This window comes from Aliiroseovarius conchicola, from assembly GCF_041403445.1.
Taxonomy (GTDB): Bacteria; Pseudomonadota; Alphaproteobacteria; order Rhodobacterales; family Rhodobacteraceae; genus Aliiroseovarius; species Aliiroseovarius conchicola.
In genome coordinates, this window is the sequence record NZ_JBGEHL010000007.1 from 114080 (window position 1) to 137247 (window position 23168).

Sequence of the window (23168 nt, forward strand, 5' to 3'; positions counted from 1 at the left end):
AGAATGTGGGACGGGTGAGGAAGACGCCTTGACGTTTGTTAAGTAATATCCCGCCATGCTAGTGTTTCGGAAATTTCTTGCATTGAGATTGCATATCTCGCCAACCACACCAAAGATGCGTTTCGTATCACCGAGAGGTCTAAGTTGAGTATTTTTCAGATCGCTGGAATCGGCATTGTGATTTGCGTGCTCAGTTTATTTGGGGGCATCGCGGTCTTCCAGAAAACAGCGGTCTACAAATTCTCACCGGAACCAATGCATCCTGCGGATTATGATCTTTCGTCTTTTCGAGATGTAACGATCGAGACAGAACACGATGACCCCCTGCGTGTCTGGGTTTCCGACCCCAAGCCGGGCAAAGCGGTCATCATTAGTTTCTATGGTAATTTCAGCCAGTTAGGGCCCTCCGTTAAACGATTGAAATCTTTGGTAAACCTTGGGTACGGCATCGCCGTCATGGAATATCGTGGTTCCGCTAAGGGAGCAGCCCGCGCAGGCGAGGCGGAATTCGCCAGGGACGCCAACGCGCTTTACGACAAACTTGATAGCGTGATGGGCGAAACGATTGGCCCCAACAACCGGGTGCTTCACGGGTTTAGCTTGGGTACAAGTATCGCGACCCAATTAGCAGCCAATCGTCCGGCTGCGGCTTTGATCTTGGAGTCTGGCTTCGACCAGCTATGCCGTTTTCAGGCGCGTCGTTGGAAGGGGCTGCCAGCGTGCAAGTTGATGTGGGCGGAGCGTCATGATGTCATCAACTCGATCACATCCGTCGACATGCCCATCTTGGTCGCTCATGGAGCGCTTGACCAAGCAATCCCCTTGCCCTGGTCCGAAGCCCTTTTTGACGCCGCACCCGCACCAAAGGAATTCATGCTCTACGATGACGGAGCACACGGTGATCTTCTTGATAAGGGCCTGGCAGACGATATCGAGGCATTCCTAGACCCTTACGTTAACTAGGGTCCCACCGTATGAAACGCGCTACGGGCTACGATTTCTTAAGCAGTATGTCGTTCAATATCCTGCCAATCTCTCCGATGGCGGGTTCTGTCATCATCGTAAAGTGATCGCAATCAAACTCCTGAATATCAATCTCGCCGTCGATATATCGATCCCATCCCAGCTGGGGACCCGCTGCAATAAACAAAGTCCCCGCCTTACGCGCCTTAAATAGTTTGACCGCCGCTATTTGATCGGGGGTATCGTATCTATTCTGGGCTTCGACAAATGCATCCGTCATCCGTTGGCCAATCAGATCATCCGGAAGAGGTTGGTTGTTCGCCAAGTGTTGTTCAATTTTTTGGGCCCGCAACCGGTCCTCATTCCGGCCCTGCCGACGCGACCGCCAGCCAAGCGCGAACTCGATATCCCATTTTCGAGCCGCCCATATTTTCTGAATAAACGACAATGGCTTAAGCGACATGTGTGGCGCGATTGTATCAAAATAAACCAGAGTCTCGACATCCTCACCCGCGTCCCTCAACTGGCGCATCATCTCGTATGCGACAACACCGCCTCCTGAATACCCAGATAATCTGTACGGCCCGACTGGCTGATATTCCCGAACAGCGCGCAGGTAACGCTCCGCCATGTCCTCAATCGTCTGATCAACCTCCGTACCGCCATCAGACCCACGCGCGCGCAAACCAACAAATGGGATGCTTTGATCTAGAAAGCCAGCGAGCGGCCGGAAGTTCAGGATGTTCCCGCCCGCGCCGTGAACACAATAAAATGGGCGTACATATTCCGAACCCTTGGAAATCACGACAAGCGGGCTCCACGTCCCCAACGGGCTGGGATCTCCATTTTCTTTGATCTTCGCCTCCATCGGGACTTCGCCACTCAGTTCCGCCTTTTCACGCACCAATGCCGCCAGTTTCGCGATAGATGGGGCAGCAAACAGGGTCGCCAGCGGTAATGACACCTCGTATTCTTTGCGAATACGTCCAAACATGCGCACAGCACTTAGAGAATGACCACCCAAATCGAAAAAGTCATCATCCAAGCCGACCCCATCGACGCCAAGGATCTCTCCCCAGATGTCAGCAATCTTGGCGGCGACCGGATCAGAAATCAGCCCCCCGGAACCCTCGCGTTTTTTATTGCTTGCCAGTGGTTTATTGGCCTCGACCATCGCCAAGGACACCAAGTCCAACGAGGACGGCGACACCACTAGATGTTTGCCTGGATGCGCAAACACCCGAGCAAATACATCTGCGGCCTCGGCATCACGAATGCCTGTCGCCAATAGCTGGTCGGTCAACCGTGGTGTAGCGGTTTCGGCTGACAGGCTTGCCCGATCAATGGCTCGCAACGCAAGATGTTCAATCACCACCAACGGCATTCCGTCCTCGGTGGTGATCAACACGTCAAACGCCACAAATGACCCTTGCGTGCCTGCCACTTTGACCGCGCGGCTGATCACCCGGCCCGGCATTGGTGCAAACACCCGGATACGTTCGGCCGACATGGGCGCATAGAGTGGATCATCGGGACCTAGCTCAAGTAACCCAAGCCCGAATGTAGCCGCCATGTCTAACAGAGCGGGGTGCAAAGGGTGCGTCCCAAGATCGGTCTCAAACGCCGCTGGCAGACAGAAATGTCCCTCAATCACTGTGGCATTTCGATAGGTGTCGGTCAGATTGTCCCAGCGCGGTCCGAAGGCAATCATCTCTTCCTGAGTGGCCCTCGTATCATGCGCTGCGGGCATCAACTCTGTAGTCCTGACCAATGCGTCAGGCAGAGTGCTGTCTTCCGATGTCACAACCTTGATACGCATCTGGGCGTGATCTGTGGCTTGTGATCCACTGCCAAGACGACTGCTGACCTTAAGATCGTACCCGTCCAGCACCGGTGTCAGCGCAATCTCCATCAACCGCGGCAGGCCCTCAGCAAACACCATAGGTTGGGCCAGTGAAACGGCCTTGATCTCAAACGGTTTGCCTTTCAGTTCCTGTTCGGCCGCCTCGTATGCCAGTTCAATATAGGCCGCTCCGGGCAACACCGCGTCACCTCCAACGATGTGCTCGTTAAGCGCCCAATCGGTTTCTGGGTCCAAAAGCCTGTGGAACCGGATCTTACCCGCTTCGCCATTTGATCGTTCACCCAATAGACCGGCTGAAGCACCCACCTGCTCGTGCCCATATGCGCGCGCGGCCATACCGCTATCTCGCCACGTACCCCACGCGATGGACAACCCGTCCGAGCGTGACGCCGCAAAAGCATCCACCGCCGCATTCCCCGCGACATAGGCAACCTGCCCCGGTGGACCGACCTCTACCGACGTCGATGATATTGTCGCGAAAAAATCCAACGAACCGTCTGGTAACAGTCGGCCCAACAGCTCAGCACCCGTCAGTTTTGGGGCCATAACAGCCGCGGCCTCTGCCGCCGAGCGCGCTGAAAGTGGCGCATCATCCAGAACGCCAGCTGCATGAATCAAGCCATGTATGTCGCCAAATTTTTCTTTTGCTATACCAACGGCTTGTTCGATTGATCGAGCTTCAGTGACATCCGCTGCCAACGTCAGCACCTGTCCGCCCAAGGCACGTATCTGATCGTCAAACGCAGGGTCTGGTGTAGCATTGCGCGAGATAAGAATAACTTGGGCCTGCGCTGTTTCGGCCAACCACAAGGCCATGTTGCGGCCGATACCCCCGGTTCCCCCGGTGATCAGATAAGTCCCACTCTGACGCAGCCGCGATGGTAGATCACTGCGATCCGCAAGGGGCGGCGCCGTGGCCGTCCGCTTGCGGATAAACCTCTCTCCCTCACCGCGCAGGGCGACATGGTCTGCCAGGCTCGAGTCAGCCAGTTCAAACAGGATATCCGCGACGAAATCCTTGGCGTTTGACGGGACATCGATCAGCGTTGTGCTTAAACCCGCTATCTCACGAGGCGCCGACCTGACCACACCCAACAACGTCGCCTGTTGGGCAGAAACTTTGTGACCGTCCAAAGCGGCTGTGTTGCGCGACACGAACCCCAGACGAATGTCCGGCTGCAGATCGGCCTGCTGAAGCATTCGCGCCAAGTCATAGGCATTTTCGAACGGTTGATCCTGCTCCAACGGCCATAAAGACAAGATGTATTGCGGTATTTCCGAAAGAGACTGACCCAGCAGGTCGTAGTCCTCTGACATATTGGGGCGTAGTTCAAACCCATCCTCGGTGGCCGCGAACTTATCGCCCGGCTTGATGCGGATCACGCGAGCACCCGCATCGGTAATCACCTGACAGACCTCATCTGAGAATGTGTCAGAGTTTGCAAACACCAGCCACTCTTGCCCAAGATCGGGTATCGGCCCCTGCCTGGGAGCTGGGCACCATTCCAGTGTCTCGAACCACTTGTCGATGTCTGGGATGCGCGGGATGATCAGGGCATCTTCGGTCTCCGCCCTGTGCAGCCTATTACCAGGCTCGATCCAGTGGCGCTGTTTTTCAAATGCGTATGTCGGCAGCGAAACGCGCCGGCCTGCGTCGTTGATGGCCTTACCCCAATCGATTTCGTGGCCGACCGCCCACAAACCTCCGAATGCGGCAAGGACTGCGCCGAATTCATCGACCTCTTCCGTAGGTGTCGGGGCAGAAGGCAGGATAGCAACGGCGGGGTGCGCTGTTTCTGCCGCGCCAACCAGTGGGCCGAGCGTTTGGCCCGGACCGACCTCGATCACGATGCGGTTTGGGCTGTCCAACGCAGCCGCTACCGCGTCTGTAAAACGCACGGTATGGCGCAGATGGTTTACCCAATAGTCGGCGCTGGTCAGATCACCCTCTACGGCCCAATCCCCGCGCAGGGACGAGATCATTGGGATCTTAGGTTGGGTAAAAGCAACGTCCGCAAACCCGTTGCGGAACCTATCCAATTGCCCCTCTAACTGACGAGAATGCGCAGCAACGTCGATGTGGATGCGGCGCGCTTCAAACCCATCATTGGACAGCGCTGCCTCAAAGGCTTCAATCTCAGCCAGGGGGCCAGAGACGACAGTTGTCTCTTCCGTGTTGATCGCGGCAATATCCAGCCCCACAGGCAATCTGGTCAGCGTCTCTGCTTCGGAGAACGGTACGGTGGTCATCGCCCCAGCCGGAGCCGCGTCCATGACCTGCCCGCGCAACGTGACAATTCTCATCGCGTCTTCAAGGCACAACGCCCCTGCAACAACGGCACCAGCATATTCTCCGACGCTGTGTGCAAGCACGAGGTCCGGCGTGATTCCCCAGCTTTTCCAATGCTCTGCATAGGCATATTCAAGTATGAAAAGCGCAGGAATTGCATAGCCGGATTGGCCAAGCTTCGCCCGCGCTTCGTCATCGTCTAATGCGCGTTCGAACATCATCTCCAACAGATCCGGTGGCGCGTCGGCCGGCAGAGCCTTAAAGCATGCCGTCACTGCGTTGGCGAAAACCGTCGATTGCACCAGCATCTCTGCGCCCGCACCTGGGTACTGCGCGCCCCCGCCGGGAAACAAAAACACGATTTCAGTTTCCTGATCACTTACAGTCGCTTGTTTCGATTGCAAATGGGTCTTGGCTGCCAGCACCGCTGCAAGCTCGTCGCGCGATCGCGCCGCTACCACCCTACGCTCGGCAAAATGTCGACGCCCTTCGCGCAGTGTAAATGCTATATCTTCGGACGCTACATCAGTATCTGCCAAAAAAGCGCACCAGTCCTTTTGCGCACCAACAAGTGACGTCTCGGTCCGAGCGGAAAAGGGTAAGAGCTGCCACCGGCCATCATCTGGCGTGTTCGGCACGTCCGGGGCTTCCTCCACCACTACATGGGCGTTGGTGCCCCCCACCCCAAGTGAATTCACCGCCGCACGCAGTGGCATGTCGCCCCGGGCCCAGTCCCGGCCTTCGCTAACAACTTGAAAAGGGCTGCGATCAAAGTCGAACTGCTTGTTCGGATGCGTAAAATTCAAGCTGGCCGGAAGATGCTTGTTGCGCAGCGCCTCGACAACTTTGATCAAGCTGGCAGCGCCTGCTGCAGTATCGGTGTGACCGATATTGGTTTTCACCGACCCGATCGCAATGCTTCCTTTGGGCGCTTCACCATAGACTTGGTCAAGAGCGGTTAGCTCAATCGGGTCGCCAATGGGTGTCCCGGTCCCGTGGGTCTCGATGTAACCGATCGAGGCCGGCTCTACGCCAGCCAGCGCCACGGCTTCTGCGGCAGCCTCCGCTTGTCCATCAACCGATGGTGCCAAGTAACTGGCCTTACCCACCCCATCATTGTTGATCGCACTGGCCAGAATGACGGCCTTGATGTCATCGCCATCTTCAATTGCATCTTCGTACCGTCGCAATACAACCATTGCGGCACCCGATCCAAAAACCGTTCCCTGGCTGTTTTCGTCAAAGGCTCTGCAAATTCCGTCCGGTGACAGAATTTCACCCTGTGAATACCCATAGCCGACCCGATGCGGCAGCTCGATCGTCACACCGCCAGCCAACGCCATGTCGCATTCCATATTCAGAAGCGAGTTGACGGCCGTATGGACCGCAACAAGAGACGTTGAACAAGCTGTTTGAACGGCCACGGACGGACCGGTAAGGTTCAAGACATAAGACAGGCGTGTGGTTAGGAAATCCTTGTCATTTCCCGTATGCCGCAGCAGGAAATACCCTATGTCATCAAGAAGTTCCGGATTAGTCAGCAGGTTATAGGTCATATAGGCCTGCATGCCCGACCCGGCATAAACCCCAATGCGACCATCGAAGTTCTCGGGCATATGCCCAGCATCTTCCAAAGCCTCCCACGAGGTCTCTAGGAAATGTCGATGCTGTGGATCCATGATCGACGCCTCTTTCGGGGAAAACCCGAAGAAACCGGCGTCGAAACACTCCATATCCGGCATGACGTGGGCAACTTTGACATACCCTGGGTCTGCGAGTGTTTTCCGCGATACACCCGCCGCCAACAATTCCGCGTCAGACAGACGTGTTTCGCCCGACCGACCGTCGACCAGCATTTGCCAAAAATCGCGAACAGTCGGCGCTGATGAAAAGCGGCCCGATCGCCCAATAATCGCGATCTTGGTGTGGCTGTTGTCACTCGTCATGCGCTGATTCTCATCCCCTAAGCCGCGCTTCAATAATGCAACCTATCAGCGTCTTCCCATTCGCGCCAACCTTGCAGCAGCGCGAGCCGCCCCTCGGCTGGCCGCACTGTCTTTTTTATCATCATTTCCGCCAGACAAATGCTCAGCCAACCCGCGGATTGTAGGGAAACGGAACAGATCGGTAATAGCGATATCCCGACGCAACTTTTCTTTCAGTAAGCGCTGAACCTGCACAACCAAGAGAGAGTGTCCACCCAGATCAAAGAAGTTCTCGGTGACAGATACCTCTGGCACATCCAGTGCTGCTTTCCAAATATCGGCGACTGTCGCTTCAATTTCGGTCTCGGCCTTCTCGATCCGACCCGAGATATTGCCAACAGACGGCACCGGCAGCGCATTTCGGTCTATTTTCCCATTCGGCGTCAACGGCATCTTGTCCATCGCGACGATAATCGACGGCACCATGAACTCGGGCAAATCTTCAGCCAACGCATCGCGCAAGTCATCAGGCAACACTGGCGCCGCTTCAGCGGTGACATATCCCACTAGCCGCTGGTCGGACGGACCGAAACTGATGGCCTTCACGACAACATCTTGGACACCGGGCTGTGCTGACAATGTGGCCTCGATCTCGCCCAATTCGATCCTGTAGCCGCGAACTTTTACTTGCGTGTCCATCCGCCCCAGAAACTCTATCGTTCCATCCAGGCGCCGGCGCACAAGATCGCCCGTGCGATAGAACCGACCTTCGGACGTTTCGACAAACCGCTCCTTGGTCAGATCAGGACGCTTCCAATAACCTACGGCCAACCCCTCCCCTCCGATCCACAGCTCTCCTTCAACAAGATCGGGAAGTGCGCGGCCTTCGGGTGACCGGATGCTCAGTTCAGTGTTCGTGACCGGATCGCCCAACGGTATCCGATCCCCAACCTCATCCAATCTGGCCACGGATGACCAGATCGTCGCCTCGGTCGGGCCATACATGTTCAAGAGGGTGCCTGACATCGCGTCACGAATTGCGCGCGCCAGTTCAAGCGAAAAAGCCTCGCCCCCCACCATCATGACGTCCAAATGCCCCAGCGCCGTTTTCCCGGCATCGTCGGCGGCCAGCAGGGTTGCCATCGGCGGCGTACATTGAAGATGCGTAATATCGCGATCCATAATTTCTTCGGCCACTGTCGCCTTGCGATCGACCCCACCTTCGTTTTCAAGATTGTCCATCAGCGCTTTGATGTTGGGCAGATTTTTCAACACCACATCCGTGTCGATGCCAAAGTCGATCAGACAGCCGATTTCGTCCACGCCCATCTCTGCAACACGGCGCACAATCTCGCCCGCGCTGTCTGGCGTGCCAAACAAGCCTGACGTCTGATAGTAACGATCAAATGCATGATCCAACAACACATCGAGGTCTTCAGGCGAAAGCTCTTCTTTTTCGAACATTTCCTGGGGCGTCAGCCCCTTACCCTCGGCGCGTTCCGCAATCAACGGCGATGTCCACGACGCCTTCTTCAGCAGATCCACAGAGCTTTTTAGATAGCCTTTCATCGGCTCACGCGCCATTTCACGTACGGTTTCTTCGTCGTCACCAACAAAGCTGTGCAGCATCAAAACCACGTGGCCGCTGCCCTCATGACCAGCATCCCGCCAAGCGACACGATAGGCGCGAATTTTCTCGGCGACCTCCTCAAAACTTTGGCCCAAAAGGTGGGTCAGCACGCCGCAGCCATGTTTTGCAGCGGCAGCGAATGTCTCGGGGTTACCAGCGGCGGTCAACCACAACGGAATATCTTTCTGAACCGGACGGGGGTGGATTTCCAGATCCACCGGCTTGCCGTCATGGCCATCAAAGCTCAGTATTTCTCCGTTCCAAAGCTTGCGCAGGGTATCAACGCCCTCCAACATAACATCCTTACGGTTCGCAAAACTGTCGGGGTTCAGGATGAAATCATTCGGTTGCCAGCCCGAGGCCAATGCGATCCCCGCCCGACCGTTTGAAATATTGTCGACCAGTGACCAATCTTCGGCAACCTGTACAGGATGGTGTAACGGCAGCACACAAGACCCGGCACGCAGCTTGATGTTCTTGGTGATGCCAGCAACCGCGGCGGCCGCAATGGCTGGGTTCGGATAAAGCCCACCAAACGCGTGGAAGTGGCGTTCGGGGGTCCAGATCGCCTCGAACCCGTTTTCATCGGCAAATTTGGCACCTTCCAGCAACAAGCGATAGGCGTGGGGGCCAGACCCGGACGCCTCGGACGCGAAATAGAACAGTGAAAAGTCTGGCAAATTCGTCTCGCTCGCCCCATCGCTTTGCAGCACAAGGGTCGCGCCACGTGATAAAACCCAAAAAATCTCTAGCACCGAGATATCGAACGACACAGACGTCACACCCAGTATCCGAGATGCTGGGGTCAGCGGCACTGCCTCGTCCATCGCTGCAAAGAAGTTCATCACCGTCTTGTGCGGGATCATCACGCCTTTGGGTTTGCCCGTCGATCCAGACGTGTAAATCAGGTTGAACAGATCTTCGGAGGTTCCGTCCCGATCATATGGTTGATCGCTGGTCGCGTGCGGGAACAGAGTTTTCTCGGGATCCAGTCCCAACCGCGCCGCCGCTGAAGCACTGGCGACGATCAGATGTGCCTCGCTGTCATCGATCATGTAGGTGATGCGATCTGCGGGATAAGACGGATCAAGAGGCAGGTAAGCCGCGCCGGTCTTCAAAATGGCCAGCATCGCGATGACCAAATCGGCAGACCGCTCTAGGCAAAGCCCCATGATCGTGCCACGCGCCGCGCCGCGCTCTGCCATCGCAGCAGCCAGCGCGTCAGAGGCTTGATCTAATTCGCGATAGCTCAGCTTAGCATCGCCAACCTCCAACGCCAGCGCGTCGGGCGTTTCTCCCACCTGTTGCGAGAACGCCTCGTGGACACGATGCGTATGGTCAAACGCTTCGCCCGTCCGCACCATCGGCGTCGGTGTTCCCAGTGGCAAAGTCGCAAGATCCGCATCGGGCGCATCCTGAAATTCGCCAAGAAACACCGAGAAATCATCGGCGATGGCCTGTATGGTCCCAGCCTCAAACGCGCCTTTCCGAATATGAAGGGACATGGTGTCCGCAATCAAGGCAATCACCGCGTTGTCTGGTGCAGGGGCCGCTTCACAAACGACCGTCGACAAAATTTGGCCGGCAACATCTTGCGACCCGCCATGACCCAACCGCGCAGGTAAATCGATGGCCATTGATCCGTAATCTAGGCCGGTGATACGCAGCTCCGCGACCTTCGCAGTTCGAGGAACATCGATGGCCACAGGGACAAATACGGCAAGGCTTGGATGCTCAAACCCAACAGGGTAACCTAAAGCGATCTTTGAATGGCCAGTCAGCCCCCCGACCCAAGCGGCCCACGCCTTCGCTAACCCAGCGATGTCAATCGGCTCCGCCAGCAGCGGCAGCACTTCAAACCCCTGCTCTACATTATGCGCTTTGGGATAGGGCGGGATTGCCGGTGACAGATCGGCGTTCAGAAGCTTATGCCAGCGGCTTTCCGCAGCAACCACATCGCGCTGCTGTTCATCGCTCAACGCCGCGACATTGGGCAGTTGGTCGCCCACTTTCGTGGCGAGAGAGGCCTTGTTACCTGCCACATCGGTCAACCCGGTGAATGTTACATCGTCCGTTGCCGTTGCGATCGTAATACCACCTTCATCGATGCGCAGAACGGACCCGACTGGTGCCGTACTCGTCGAACCCGCCTGCGCTTCATCAACCAGCAAAAGCTGGGTCCCGGTCCATAATTTGGCGCGACCCATCGGATTGGGCATGGTGCCGAAGTCCAACGCGCGGACCAAACGACAAATATCGTCGGCTCCGGCTATCGGATCGATCACACCGCCCGAAGGCAACCGCGCGTCGCGATCGTAAAACACGCTAGGCGCATCTAGAATCATTTCCTGTACCGAGCCACGCGCCAACTCAGCCAGTAAGTCACTGAAACTTTCGAGCGCAGCTTCGTAGCACCGTGTGTTAAGACTGAACGTGGTCTCGCCAGCCAAGACATCAAAACTCTGAGTCTTTAACACGGCCTCTGCGGACATTCCGTACCCTAGCCTGTACCACGTCACGGCATGCGTCTTCTCACCGGCCAATACAGACCAAAATGGCACATTCGAACCCGTCCGCTGCGGCAAAGGGCCATCATGCAAATTGATTGCATATCGGTCCGCCAGATCGATTACTTGGTCAGGTATGACCTCGGTATTTGCTATGCTGAAAACATAGTCGCACTGGCGGTCCGCAATCTTGGGATCGGCCAAGGTACCTAGCCAAGTAAGCCCCTGTCTACGCACCCACGCCTGAATCGCGGGGTCGTCCGTTATAACCCCAGAAATCTGGTGCCCATTCTCTACAAACACATCTGCGCATTGCGCCAAAAGCGCCCCGTCTCCACAGAATACAGCCTTCACGATCAAGCTCCTGAAATAAGGGTCAAGGCCAGCCTCAGAGAGGCCAACCTGTCGCGCGCGTTCTGTAGAGGATAGTCAACGATATTGTTCACGATAAGACAACAGCTACACAGAGAAATAGTGCTCGTACCGGCGTAAAATTAGCGCTTTGACAGCAACGGCTTAGGGCCAAAAGTGGCGAAGAAGACGGCACTGACAGAAAAATAAAACAGAGCAAAACCCCAGTAGGTCTCAATCCCGCCTGTGGTTGGCGCGACGGGAAACACGAGTATCGAGCTGTTAAAAAACACCTGCATGGTCAACACCACAAGGGCACTTCCGGTTCGGGCGTAGAAGAACGCACACATGATCGCGATACCAGTTTGATTGAACAACAGACCGCCCAGAGGAAGCCCTGGCACAATTCCCATCTGTACATAGACCATGGGCGTCCACCATGCGGTCCAAAACAACCCAACGATCAGCGCGGACACAAAAGGTGTAAACCGCTCCGAGAGTTTCTGAACAGCATATCCGATCCAAACGATTTCACCGATGAACGAGCTTATGATGATCACCTGCATCAGGCGGGGGCGAGACACCAGCTCAAAGCTCGCCTGAATCTCAGATATGCCGGTGCCAAGAATGATGCCTTTAAAGAAAAGGACAAGAATACAGTTTAGCGCCCCCCAACCCGCCGCGAGAATGAACCACATCGGGGAAACGCGCCAAACCGTCATGGGTTTCAATAGCGCCCAGACGCCACGCGCTTGCCGCGCCAGAAACACTATCAAGATCAGAAACGATCCAAGCAGCAGAAACCGGCCCATGTTGTACAAACCACGTGGCAACCAACCTGCATCGATAGCAGCAATGAAAAGAGCATTCAGGATGACGATGCCAAATAGAAAAACCCACACTTCGTGCTTACGAAGAAAATCCATTGCACGCGGCCCCGACGTGGAAGTGGTTGTCATGTGTTTCGCGGTTTCGAGTTTGTTGCCATCATCATGATCCATCGAATTGGGCCCATCTGGTGTTCTTCTTCAAAACGCACATGATAACCTAACTTTTCCAAAATATGTCTGTAGTTATGCGAAAAGGAATTTTCCTGGCCGAAAATCCGACTGTCGTGATCTTTTGTCAAATCATGTTTAGGGTCAAGCGGTTCCACAAGCGCGATCAGGCTACCGTGTTGCTTGGTATGCCGCGAGAACAGTTGGTTAATGCCCCGTTGCGAGAAATATTCAAGTACCCCGCCATAGGTGAACAAAAGCGTTCCGGGGCCGGTGTTTTTGGGCACCCACTCTTGCGCATTACCGGCGACGAAACTCAGCGCTGGGTTATCCTCGTACCGTTTTTGGTTAGCCGATATGATCATTGGATTGATATCCAAACCAGTGAACCTCTTTGTCCCTGTCAGGCGCTTCGAACAATAATCCAAAACCCGCCCATCACCACAGCCGATCTCAATCATCTGTTCAATTAGATTTCGTTGTGCATAGTCTTCGATCTGTTCAACAAGCTTGAGGTGAGGTCCAAGAAACCAGTCCTGAAACCGGTGCCCATACCGCAGATAATAGTCATTTGCAGTATCTGTTTGCCAAAATTGATGGAGCGAACTTTCACTCGCATCCTCATTGCCTGTTTTCATCGCGCGGTGGCTGCGGGAATACAGAATGGCCCGCTTCAGGCGAATATGACGTCCGCTGTGCCGACCGGTTTCGATGTCACGTACAACATCAGGGAACAGTTTCTCACCCATTTGACCGACCAAAATCTTGGCCTGTTTCTTGAGGATGCTCATGGCACACCTCCTTATGTAAAAATTCATTTGCTACAAAGCTGCAATCGTACACACGCCGCCAACAGAAATTTTTGGCAGATAATTTGCGCGTTCGGATCAGTATACTATAAAATTTAGCCTATTTCGAGCTTGCCCACGAAAACGTGTGGCCAGGGCAGATTGCGGCGGCCCTCAACGATACACGAAATCCCGTAAATACTTCTGCAATCTCGTTTTTTCCGGCGTATCTTTGAAGCTTGCTGGGGTCAGGTCGCGTGCCTTCAGCAACCGTTCAAGATCACTCTTGGACTCAGCCACATAGACACCCTCATGACCTTTCAGGTGATGGGCAGTTGCCAACTGATGCTCGTTTCTATGTTCGCCAAGCGAAGCCTTGCGCGGCATGATAATCACGGGTTTCTGGACCCGCTTTGCGGTCAAAATCGTGCCAATACCAGCATGTCCCACAAGTATGGTCGTGCGTCCGATGATGTCGTCATATTCATCCGGCGTCAGAAATGACGCATGGTCGATGTTAGCGTATTTTGCATCTGGATCGGCCGTCTGGGCGAAAACGTCAACAGGCAAGTCCGCCGCGATTTCGTCGATCATCGAAATCATGCGATCAAAGGAAAGTTGCGTCCCGACGGTCACGAAAATCATAGTAATGACCCCTTATACTGGCCACCTTCAGCCTCTGCCACAGACTTCCACTGCGACAACCACAAACTCGCAAATCGCTTGGCCAATTTGCCCGATGCTGATGCCTCTTCTGCGTTCGCAATGCTGTCTACCCAAATCGTCTTGCGGCGCATTATCCACGCAAGCGCCAGCGCGATCACACCAGGCAAAGCTCCGGTGGTGATCACCACGTCAGGGCGGACGCGAATCAAAACACCCATCATTTGCACCGTACAGATTAAGGCCTTGAAGGGCGCGTTCTTGTTGCAATCCTTGACCAAAGCAAAGCGCTCAAACCCAGATTTTTGCGGTAAACCGTCCATCGTGGTGACATAGGTCACATCCTTGGTATCGAAGGCCGCACAAATTTGGCCCAGTTGATGCCAATGCCCGCCCGCGGAAGCAACCGCTAGAATACGAGGTGGCGTTTCGGATATTTCTGTCATCGAGGATGTCCATCAATATTGCGCAAATGTCATATTCCAAACCACTGGCGCGATTGTCTAATTCGATTTCGCGGCGCTAGTTTCGTAAGCCACATAATGGGGACAACGTACACCATCCCAAACCGCCCGTCACCTGTAAGCACGACAGCGATAGTCGCGAGATTTGCATCTTGTGAAACACCCGACGAGCAGGCACATCTGTATGATGATCGCGCGTGCCCACATATCGGACAAGGCCAGCCGGGTGCTTCTGTGCCTAATCGCCATCAATGTGGCCATTGAACTTGTGCTAACGGCTTCGGACGTCGGCATTCTGGATCGCGGAGGTCTTCGCCAGAGCGTCTATCAAAATGGCGCGTTCTGGGCGGGCCTCTTACACAACTGGCGCCCCAACTACGCCGCGCAGCCTTGGACCATGTTTGCGACATATGCATTCTTGCACGGTGGGTTGGCCCATCTCGCAGGCAACATGCTGACCCTTTGGATTCTGGGGCGAATGGTCATTGCGCGTGCCGGTCTGAAAGGTTTTTGGATCATCTATATCCTATCAGCGATTGGCGGCGGCCTGGGTTTCGGCCTTCTCAGCCTGTCGGCCCGCCCCATGGTCGGTGCGTCCGGAGCGTTATTCGGCCTGATCGGCGCGGTGCTTTATTGGCGTTGGAGCTTTCATAAACGAATGCGACACGCCCGGTGGCCGGTGCTGAGAACCGTCGGCGTTTTGGTCGGTCTCAACCTTCTATTGTGGGTCCTATTGGGCGGTTTCCTTGCATGGGAAACACATTTAGGGGGCTTCGTCGCAGGGTGGCTGACCGCAGTGGCATTTGATTGGCACGCGCGCCGTCAGCTCCGCCGAGGTTAAATCTTCTGGCCGATCGCCTGACGCAGCATCCAGATCATGCGTTGCGTACGAAGGCGGATCAACGTCGCAGCCGCGCGAAGCTTCTCGCCCATACTATCCAACTTGTCGCTACCCAAAACTTTGGGAAGGTGCACGATCGCACTAGCGGGCATTGCCAGCGCCCTAAGCGCCCAACTCGCGCGCGCACGCGCGCCGTCGCCATTCACACCGAACAGTTCCTGGGTCAAACGTAGCCACTTATGGCGCAAGGCAGCCCAGTCTGAACGGGAAGGATGGCTTACCACTAAATCCTCTCGGTAAATCAGCTTGTGCCCCTTCGAGACAGCACGGGTGCTCCAATCCAAATCCTCAGAGACACCTCCACGAAAACCACCCACATCTTCGAAAACTTCGCGTGTCGTGACAAGATTTCCGGATCCAGTAAAACCTTGAACTTCAATGTAATTTTGAAAATTGAAGGCAAAGACTGCCTCAAACGCCTCGGCACCGTTTCTTGGCGGAGGCGTTTCATCAAAGACATCAACCCGCCCGCCGATCAGATCAGCCGTCGGCGCAACTTCATGTGCCTTAGCCACCCAATCATCGGCGGCCACACAATCGGCATCGATGAAAAACAACAGCGGCGCAGTTGTTTCAGCAACACCACGATTGCGCGCGGCAGCCGCGCCCTTTTCTGTCTCGACCACAAAACGAACTTGCGGAAACTCGGCCTGAACATCGGCATACGATTCCGTGGAATTGTTGTCGACCACAAGGATGTCCACATTCGACACGTCATTACGCATCAACGCAGTCAAACAACGCCCAAGCCGCACCGGATCATTATAATGTGGAATGATGATGGCTGCGTCAGGCGTGGCCATAACCATACCCGTATGCCCCGTCCGTGAAACGGCTCTTGTTTAACACAATCCCCATTACGCTGGTGAGTTCGGACAATTGCCGCTCCGCCACATCGACCTGCTCCGTCGTCGTGCGCTCGGCTTCGGCCACCAAAAGCGCACAATCCACGTTCTGTAAGAACCCAAAATTATCATCAGCCCCAATCAGCGGTGGCATATCAAACAGCATAAGATCTGGTTCATACTCATCCTGTAGTTCATCCAACACCAACTTGGTTTGAGAGTTTTGCAGGATCTCCGATGCGTTATGGATATGGCCGCTGTTCAAACCGACTGCGACGTTGTCACCAATCCTGCGCCCGTGTTCAGCAAAGCCTTTCTTACCGGTCAGCACGTCACCCATGTTACCATCGCTTTGCTGACCAAGAACCTTCGCCAGGCCTTGGCGTCGTAAATCTAGATCTAAGACGATTGTATGAAGGTCCGACTGGCGCCCAAAACTGAAAATCAGGTTAGCCGCTGTCGTGGTTTTCCCACACTCGCTATGCGGAGAGACCAGCGCAACGCGCTTCCAACCATTGTTAGCAGCCTGTTGAATTATACGTGTACGCAGCATATCAAACGGCCCGGCTTCCGCGCCACCATTGCGCGCAACCAGTCGGTTCTGCTGTGCAGCTCTGTCGGATACCTCAAGCGGCGCAAGTTCTGACCAAACCCCGGAACCTACGGTTGCCGATGCGGCCCGTGCTGCTGGCGTCTTACGGGCAGGCGCAGACCCTTGGCGCTGTTCTCGCGCCTTTTCAATGGCGGCTTGTAGCTTTTCCATATCATCAGATCCTTTCTACAAAACCAGCACGCTCACCAGCGTACGCCCAACTTGTCCATGATCCGCTCAGCCAGCAAATCAAGCGGCTGATAGAATGCATGCACGGCGTAAACGGCAACGGGGATTCCCATTAATATCAACAGTACACCAAGTATTCGGAATGTGCGCCCATGCGACTTTTCACCAACTGCCGGAATATAGGGGATCGTCGCCAACGGCGCGATTCCCAACTTCGAAACAAGATCCTCCGGCCGTCGGATAGAGCGGTTGAGGAACTCCAATAGAAACACCAAACCGGCACCGACCAGTATTCCAAAGAAGCTTCCGCCACCGGCGATCAGCGGCCGATTTGGCTTGCTAGGTTGGCTCGGCACTGCTGGCGGCTCAATTACCGAGATGCGCTGACCCCTGGACATAACCTCGATACGTTCACCGGTACTTGCGCGCGACAACCGGTCGACGGCGGTGTTATACTGCAACTGAAGGTTTTCGTAGTCTAGTTGAAGCTCATCCAGTCGAATCGAGTTGCTCGGTGTCTTCTCGATGGATTCCGTCAGCTCAGCCAACTGCTTCTGGGCACTTAACTTTTGTTCGTTCAGCCCGTTCTGGCGAGCAGAAATCTCCGCAAGCTGAACATCCAAAAGCGAGTTCCCGGTAACCTCTTGATCATCTTCCGACGCAGGCAATGAGCTGATAGTTTCTTCCAGCTGCTTGATGCGCGCTTCCAAGATTTTCACACGTGGGTTCTCTTTGGAATAAACGGCTAGCGCGGTGTTAAGCTCTGCGCGTAGTGTATCCAGCTGCTTTTGCTCGGGCGTAAGAGAAGGACCCCGCAACCCCCCAACCTGCCCAGTCGTTTCAAAGATACGCACCAGACGCTTGCGTTGTTCATCAAGACTCAGGGTTTCACGCTCTAATTGCGCCAATCTCTCTTGCATTAGGGACTGCTGGCTCAACCGATAGTCCAGACTCTCGGGCAGAGCGTCCACATTCTCGGTCTTGAAGGCCAGAATACGTGCGCTCCGCTCTGCGAGCTCCTGGTTCAAACGGCCGACCTCTTGCTCAAAGAACTCCAGTGTCTGCGTCGCCCGTCCGGTACGCGATTGGACGTCTTCTTTTTGGATCAGCGTCAGATACTCGTTCAAAACACCCGCTGCCTTCGACCCGGTCGGAGCCACAAATGTGATCGTCATCAATGCCGCTTGGTTCAACCCCGCAGTGCTGCGAATGGAGGTGCGTGCCCGCATCGCCTGGGTAATCCGATCAGGAGTCATTTCATCTTGGTTTTCAAAGACTTGTAGTTTATTCGCAATCTCGATCAAATTTGCGCGCGTCATCAGTTTCTGTTCAAGAACCTGCAGCTGTTCCTGCGCCGGAGTGCGCGCCGTAGATGCGGCGAGCTCATCCGGGATTTGCGGTGATTCCACAATCAGCGTCATCCGTGACTCGTAGGCTGGCGGCAAGCTCATAGACATGATGACGGACGCCGCACCGATAACGGTTGCAACGATCAGAAAATAAGGCAATCGCCTGATGAATATGGATCGATAATATTTGAAGTTGGTTGAAGCCATAGCCTGTTATTCCTCGCCCTGGCACGCCTAGAAAGGTAATGCGCACATCAGAGCCGTGATCCTAATCAATAATTTTTTTCATATACGCCGCCGCTATCCAGTTTTCTTCTCGGGCAGGCCGACGCGGCGACCTTGTCGCAAGAACAAGGGTTTGGAAAGGTCTTCTTCATCATCCTCCACTTCGGGTAGATTGCTGGCAAAGAAAACGCCGTCTTCCAAAACGCTCCGCACTGCACTGACCGAAACGCGCGACTGATCGCTGCTCCAAGCATATAGCAATGACAGCTCACAAAGCTGATTGACCAGACGGGGAATACCCTTGGTTGCGGCGAATATCTCTCCGCAGGCTAGGGGCGTGATTTCCCGCCCTGTTCCCCCAGCAACCTTCAAGCGATGTTTGATATAAGAACGGACCGTCGGTTCATCCATGCCCTCAAGATGGAAGCTCGCCGCAACGCGTTGCGCCAGCTGGCGCATGTTTGGGCTCAGCACGATCCCCTTCAGCTCTGGCTGCCCGACCAAGATCAACTGGATCAATTCGTCCTTGTTGGCGTTGATATTGGTCAGCATGCGCATCTCTTCCAGACCTTCACTGGATAAGTTCTGCGCCTCATCAATGATCAAAACGACCCGCCGACCTTCGGCATATTCACTGATGATGCTTTCCTGAAAGCGTTGGAATAGCGTGACATAATTTTCCGCCGGCTCGAACGGGATCGACAGAGCGTTCATAACCCATTGGAGCAGCTCGCCACGGTCTCCCTGCACGTTGGACAGCAGACCGACACGCACAGAATCATCCATCTGACTGAGCAGTTTCTGCACCAGCGTTGTCTTACCCGATCCAATCTCGCCTGTAATCAAAGTGATGGGCGCGCGCGACATCACACCAAACTCCAGCACGGCATAGGCACGCTTGTGCTGCTTGGACCAAAACAAAAAGCTCGGGTCCGGCACCAGAGTAAAGGGCCGCTCGGTCAATCCGAAATGCCCGGTATAGAGTTCGTCGGAATTCATATTCCTATCTGACTTCCTGATATAATCCCACAATGGCTAAAGCTTACTTGTGGCTAAAAAATGTCAAAATCCAAATTGCTTCTCGCATAATACAGGGCGCTCTACAAACTGACAGGTCTCCCTCAGACCGTATACCAGATCACCCTTAACATAGCGCATCTGCCCTATCCTCTTCGTGGGCGGACACGCAACCAAAAAAGATTCGAGAAGAATCATAACCCTGCCATCGTTATGACATCGTGAAAGATCAATAAAATCGTGCGGGGCATCGCATTATACATCTAGACGAAACAATTAACGGGGGGTAAAGAGGCCCCGAGTGTAGATAAAATTTTTAGTTTCCAAATGCTTAACTGCACTGTTGGCGCTCTAGGCGGAATTGTGCTATAAATAGGGCATTAATGTGGTAAGCTCTTGTTGGGGTAAGGAGAGCCGGGAACTGATTTTAACTGACTCGGCTGGTTCGCAAGCTGCTGCGCCTGCATGACAATAGAGATTATTTTATCTCATGGGTTTCCCTTGTCAGGTGCTGCTTTTTTTGAGGTGTAGAAAGAAATGACTACTCATTTTAAAGACTTTTCCAATGCCGGAACTGATCTGGCAAAAACACAGAAATTTTACGTCGCTGACACCCATGTTCGCCCTTATCGCGATCGTTTTAAGCGCCTTTTTGACATCGCTTTTGTCATTGCTGCGGCGCCAATCGCGATTCCTTTGGTGGGGTTCATGCTGCTCTTGGCAATGCTAGATGGCGGAAAGCCATTCTATCGCCAGCGCCGCATCGGCAAAAATGGCCGGATCTATAGCATGATCAAAATCCGCTCGATGGTTCCAAACGCTGATCAGCGTCTTGAAGCGTATCTTGAGGCTAACCCTGAAGCACGCGAAGAATGGGACAGCACACAAAAACTGAAGAATGACCCGCGTATTACAAAAATCGGGAAGTTCCTGCGCAAGTCATCCATGGATGAGCTGCCGCAACTTTGGAATGTGTTGAAAGGCGACATGTCCGTCGTTGGGCCCCGCCCAATGATGGAAGACCAAAAGTCGCTTTATCCTGGCGCGGCATACTATGCGATGCGCCCCGGCATCACTGGCCCTTGGCAGGTGTCTGACCGTAACGAAACTACTTTTGCGCAACGCGCAACCTTCGACACGCAGTACTATTATGAGCTGACGATGAAGAAGGACGCAGAGATTCTTTGCAAAACGGTAGGTGTCGTGCTGCGGTGCACAGGTCACTAAACGAATAAGGCTTTCGGGACTGTCTCGAAAGCCTATTTTTGTTATGCGTCCAGAACCTTAGTTGGTCGGGCGCAATACATGTTTGTAGAGCAGATGCTCCGAAAGCAATGTCGCAACCCATAACTAGTTCAACGCCAGGTCCGCTTTTCAATTGTGTAAATAGGCGACATTGCCGCCAAAACGACCACCAAATTTGGTTTTTATCTTTTGATTACAAGCCCACCCGCGTTATCTTAAAGCAAGCCTTATGGCAGCCAGGGGATTCAAGATGTTTAAGAAAATTTTCGCACTAATCGCTGCCGTCTTCACGGTCAGCATTTTTTCATCGAATGACGCACTTGCTCAGAACGGATATAAAATCCGCGCTGGTGACACATTGCGTGTCGAGGTTGTCGAGGATGCGAACCTAAATCGTTCGGTTCTGGTTCTTCCCGACGGCTCGATCAGTTTCCCGTTTGCCGATGGCGTACGTGCAGCAGGCAGAACGACCGGGCAGGTCGCCGCAGCGCTAGCCAGCAGTATGTCATCCAATTTTGCGGCAACTCCGAATGTCTACGTATCGGTCGGAGAGATCGGCCGGAGCACCGGTGGTTCAAGTGCGCCCAAAGCACCCAAAACACAGGATATTTACATCACGGGTGAGATCAACAGCCCCGGCAAGCTAGAAGGCCGCCGTGGCATGACGGTCTTGCAAGCGATCGCCCAGGGTGGTGGTCTTACTCGATTTGCAGCCCCGAAACGCATTCAAGTGCGCCGTGGTAGCAAGATTTACAGCTATAACTACAACACCAATGCTGGCAACATCCGCCTGAAAGCGGGAGACGTCATCATTGTACCGCAGCGCAAACTTTTCGAATAGGCGTACGCGGCTAAACGAGCAGAGGTAAGCAGGTGGGCAAAAAAACAAAGATTACCGCCTTACTGGCCGGAACCACCCTATTGGCAACTGGGCTGGTTCCCGTCATCGCACAAGAAGCCAGCACTGGAGACACGACAGCGGGCGGTGTCTCCATGACGCTGGGTGTCTCGTCAACGTTGCGCTTCAACGACAATCTAAGTCTCAGCGATCCCTCTCCGGGAAACACAACATTGTGGGACAACACGCTTTCATTTGGGTTGCTCAGTGAAACTGGTGTGGCAACCTTCAGCTTCGATGCGGCCGGCACGGTTCGGACCTCAAATACGCCAGGCCGTTCAACCGAAACCAGCTTTGACGACCCTTCGGTGGCATTGCGTTATCAATTAGAAAGCGTGGACACATTGTTCAGCGCGGAGGCCAACTATCAGCAGGTCTCGCTTCGATTTGAAGACCCACTTCTTGGCCTCGATGACCTGATCGAAGATGGCTCCGGCCCCGAGGATCCGCTGTCACTTGATGGGGTGCGGGGCCGCGCAAACGCGCGCCTCAGCTTTGAAACCGGGCGAACGCGGCCTTTGGGTTTCGGGGCTGCTGTTGAGTACGAACAGACAAGATACTGGGACACGACAAACACCAGCCTGTTTGACGATGATACAACCCGCGCCGAAGTATTTACACGCTTGCAATTCTCACCTGTTATGGAAGGTCGGGTCGAGCTGTTTTGGGAAAAATACGACGAACTTGACGACACGGCTCCGAACGGATTGCGGTCATCGCGCGAAACACGCGGGGCTACGGCCAGTCTAAGTTACGAAATCGATGCGATAACGCGGATGAACGCCAGCCTTGGCTACACCGAAATCGATCGCTCTGACGCACCAAATCAAGACGGTATCACCGGCGCAGTATCAATCACACGGGACTTCCCGACCGGCAGCCTGACCGCCGAATTCTCTAGTGACATCAACACGACCGGACGGCGCGATACGGTGGAAGTTACCGGCGCGTTCGACCTTCCAAACGGCTCGCTGACTGCGGGGGTTGGAGCCACCCGCTCCAACGACGGCGATGTTAATTTCATCGGCAATTTGGGCTACACGCATGAGTTTGCTTTGGGCACGATCACAGCAACACTGGATCGCAGCTACAGCAACTCTGATGCCGGGATTGAGAACGAAACAACCCGCGCAGCGCTTGGGTTCGACCGAGAGCTGACGCCAGTTTCATCCATCGGGTTTGATCTGGACTACGCAGAAGTAACCGACATCGCCGCCGCAAGCACCACCGCAGTGTCAGGTCTTCGCGCGACATATACTCATGAGCTAACAGCAGATTGGGGCTTGTCGACCGGATATGAATACCGGCGCACCGAAACGACAGGCGAAACCGACCGTCATTCGAACGAGTTGTTCCTGACGATCGAACGCGAGTTCCGCATTCGCTAGGTTTTCCAGCAACGCTAACTAGACAAGAAAATACCCACCCCGGCTTTCTGTCGGGGTGGGTATTTGAATTCGTAGA

15 protein-coding genes are annotated in these 23168 nt (G+C 54.5%); 5 read left to right on the forward strand and 10 right to left on the reverse strand.

Annotated features, from left to right (window positions below; translation table 11 throughout):
- The first annotated feature begins 144 nt into the window (after positions 1-144).
- The gene (locus V6N04_RS12940; protein ID WP_371170603.1) at positions 145-963 is read left to right on the forward strand and encodes an alpha/beta hydrolase; all 819 of its coding nucleotides are present in this window, start codon (positions 145-147) and stop codon (positions 961-963) included.
- 28 nt (positions 964-991) lie between these two features.
- Here V6N04_RS12940 and V6N04_RS12945 read toward each other — a convergent pair whose 3' ends face one another.
- From V6N04_RS12945 to V6N04_RS12970, 6 genes are all read right to left on the reverse strand, one after another.
- Positions 992-7063: a type I polyketide synthase gene (locus V6N04_RS12945; RefSeq protein ID WP_371170604.1), complete on the reverse strand. Its 6072-nt coding sequence runs from the start codon at positions 7061-7063 to the stop codon at positions 992-994.
- Between the two features lie 45 nt (positions 7064-7108).
- The gene (locus V6N04_RS12950; RefSeq protein ID WP_371170605.1) at positions 7109-11533 is read right to left on the reverse strand and encodes a MupA/Atu3671 family FMN-dependent luciferase-like monooxygenase; all 4425 of its coding nucleotides are present in this window, start codon (positions 11531-11533) and stop codon (positions 7109-7111) included.
- 140 nt (positions 11534-11673) lie between these two features.
- Positions 11674-12489: a CPBP family glutamic-type intramembrane protease gene (locus V6N04_RS12955; RefSeq protein ID WP_371170606.1), complete on the reverse strand. Its 816-nt coding sequence runs from the start codon at positions 12487-12489 to the stop codon at positions 11674-11676.
- Positions 12486-13277 (reverse strand): class I SAM-dependent methyltransferase, encoded by a 792-nt coding sequence (locus V6N04_RS12960; RefSeq protein WP_371170607.1) that lies wholly within the window; start codon positions 13275-13277, stop codon positions 12486-12488. Before V6N04_RS12960 ends, V6N04_RS12955 begins: the two co-directional genes overlap by 4 nt.
- Before the next feature lie 213 nt (positions 13278-13490).
- Positions 13491-13961 (reverse strand): glycosyltransferase, encoded by a 471-nt coding sequence (locus V6N04_RS12965; protein ID WP_371170608.1) that lies wholly within the window; start codon positions 13959-13961, stop codon positions 13491-13493.
- The gene (locus tag V6N04_RS12970; RefSeq protein ID WP_371170609.1) at positions 13958-14425 is read right to left on the reverse strand and encodes a UDP-N-acetylglucosamine--LPS N-acetylglucosamine transferase; all 468 of its coding nucleotides are present in this window, start codon (positions 14423-14425) and stop codon (positions 13958-13960) included. The genes V6N04_RS12965 and V6N04_RS12970 overlap by 4 nt, the downstream gene beginning before the upstream one ends.
- Before the next feature lie 202 nt (positions 14426-14627).
- On the opposite strand from V6N04_RS12970, the gene V6N04_RS12975 reads away from it, so the two are divergent.
- Positions 14628-15284 carry a rhomboid family intramembrane serine protease gene (locus tag V6N04_RS12975; RefSeq protein WP_371170610.1) on the forward strand — a complete coding sequence of 219 codons (657 nt, stop codon included), beginning with the start codon at positions 14628-14630 and terminating at the stop codon, positions 15282-15284.
- Here V6N04_RS12975 and V6N04_RS12980 read toward each other — a convergent pair.
- The 4 genes from V6N04_RS12980 to V6N04_RS12995 form a co-directional block, all read right to left on the reverse strand.
- The gene (locus V6N04_RS12980) at positions 15281-16147 is read right to left on the reverse strand and encodes a glycosyltransferase family 2 protein (RefSeq protein WP_371170611.1); all 867 of its coding nucleotides are present in this window, start codon (positions 16145-16147) and stop codon (positions 15281-15283) included. The two genes, V6N04_RS12975 and V6N04_RS12980, sit on opposite strands and share 4 nt — an antisense overlap.
- Positions 16134-16952, reverse strand: a complete 819-nt coding sequence (locus tag V6N04_RS12985; RefSeq protein WP_371170612.1) for a CpsD/CapB family tyrosine-protein kinase — start codon at positions 16950-16952, stop codon at positions 16134-16136. The genes V6N04_RS12980 and V6N04_RS12985 overlap by 14 nt, the downstream gene beginning before the upstream one ends.
- Before the next feature lie 32 nt (positions 16953-16984).
- Complete coding sequence (locus tag V6N04_RS12990; RefSeq protein ID WP_371170613.1) at positions 16985-18391, reverse strand: GumC family protein; 1407 nt, start codon at positions 18389-18391, stop codon at positions 16985-16987.
- Between the two features lie 228 nt (positions 18392-18619).
- Positions 18620-19543 carry an ExeA family protein gene (locus V6N04_RS12995; protein WP_371170614.1) on the reverse strand — a complete coding sequence of 308 codons (924 nt, stop codon included), beginning with the start codon at positions 19541-19543 and terminating at the stop codon, positions 18620-18622.
- A 555-nt stretch (positions 19544-20098) separates the two neighbouring features.
- On the opposite strand from V6N04_RS12995, the gene V6N04_RS13000 reads away from it, so the two are divergent.
- The 3 genes from V6N04_RS13000 to V6N04_RS13010 all read left to right on the forward strand — a co-directional run bounded on the left by V6N04_RS13000 (position 20099) and on the right by V6N04_RS13010 (position 23092).
- Positions 20099-20788, forward strand: a complete 690-nt coding sequence (locus tag V6N04_RS13000) for a sugar transferase (protein ID WP_371170615.1) — start codon at positions 20099-20101, stop codon at positions 20786-20788.
- A 268-nt stretch (positions 20789-21056) separates the two neighbouring features.
- Complete coding sequence (locus tag V6N04_RS13005) at positions 21057-21647, forward strand: polysaccharide biosynthesis/export family protein (RefSeq protein WP_371170616.1); 591 nt, start codon at positions 21057-21059, stop codon at positions 21645-21647.
- Positions 21648-21679: 32 nt separating this feature from the next.
- Positions 21680-23092 (forward strand): TonB-dependent receptor, encoded by a 1413-nt coding sequence (locus V6N04_RS13010; RefSeq protein ID WP_371170617.1) that lies wholly within the window; start codon positions 21680-21682, stop codon positions 23090-23092.
- Positions 23093-23168 lie beyond the last annotated feature (76 nt).

Bases quoted from the DNA above. Each gene is read 5' to 3' on its own strand.
- V6N04_RS12945 (WP_371170604.1), bottom strand. From the start codon at position 7,063: ATGACGAGTGACAACAGCCACACCAAGATCGCGATTATTGGGCGATCG.
- V6N04_RS12955 (WP_371170606.1), bottom strand. From the start codon at position 12,489: ATGACAACCACTTCCACGTCGGGGCCGCGTGCAATGGATTTTCTTCGT.
- V6N04_RS12960 (WP_371170607.1), bottom strand. From the start codon at position 13,277: ATGGGTGAGAAACTGTTCCCTGATGTTGTACGTGACATCGAAACCGGT.
- V6N04_RS12965 (WP_371170608.1), bottom strand. From the start codon at position 13,961: ATGATTTTCGTGACCGTCGGGACGCAACTTTCCTTTGATCGCATGATT.
- V6N04_RS12970 (WP_371170609.1), bottom strand. From the start codon at position 14,425: ATGACAGAAATATCCGAAACGCCACCTCGTATTCTAGCGGTTGCTTCC.
- V6N04_RS12975 (WP_371170610.1), top strand. From the start codon at position 14,628: ATGATGATCGCGCGTGCCCACATATCGGACAAGGCCAGCCGGGTGCTT.
- V6N04_RS12980 (WP_371170611.1), bottom strand. From the start codon at position 16,147: ATGGCCACGCCTGACGCAGCCATCATCATTCCACATTATAATGATCCG.
- V6N04_RS12985 (WP_371170612.1), bottom strand. From the start codon at position 16,952: ATGGAAAAGCTACAAGCCGCCATTGAAAAGGCGCGAGAACAGCGCCAA.
- V6N04_RS12990 (WP_371170613.1), bottom strand. From the start codon at position 18,391: ATGACGCTGATTGTGGAATCACCGCAAATCCCGGATGAGCTCGCCGCA.
- V6N04_RS12995 (WP_371170614.1), bottom strand. From the start codon at position 19,543: ATGAATTCCGACGAACTCTATACCGGGCATTTCGGATTGACCGAGCGG.
- V6N04_RS13000 (WP_371170615.1), top strand. From the start codon at position 20,099: ATGACTACTCATTTTAAAGACTTTTCCAATGCCGGAACTGATCTGGCA.
- V6N04_RS13005 (WP_371170616.1), top strand. From the start codon at position 21,057: ATGTTTAAGAAAATTTTCGCACTAATCGCTGCCGTCTTCACGGTCAGC.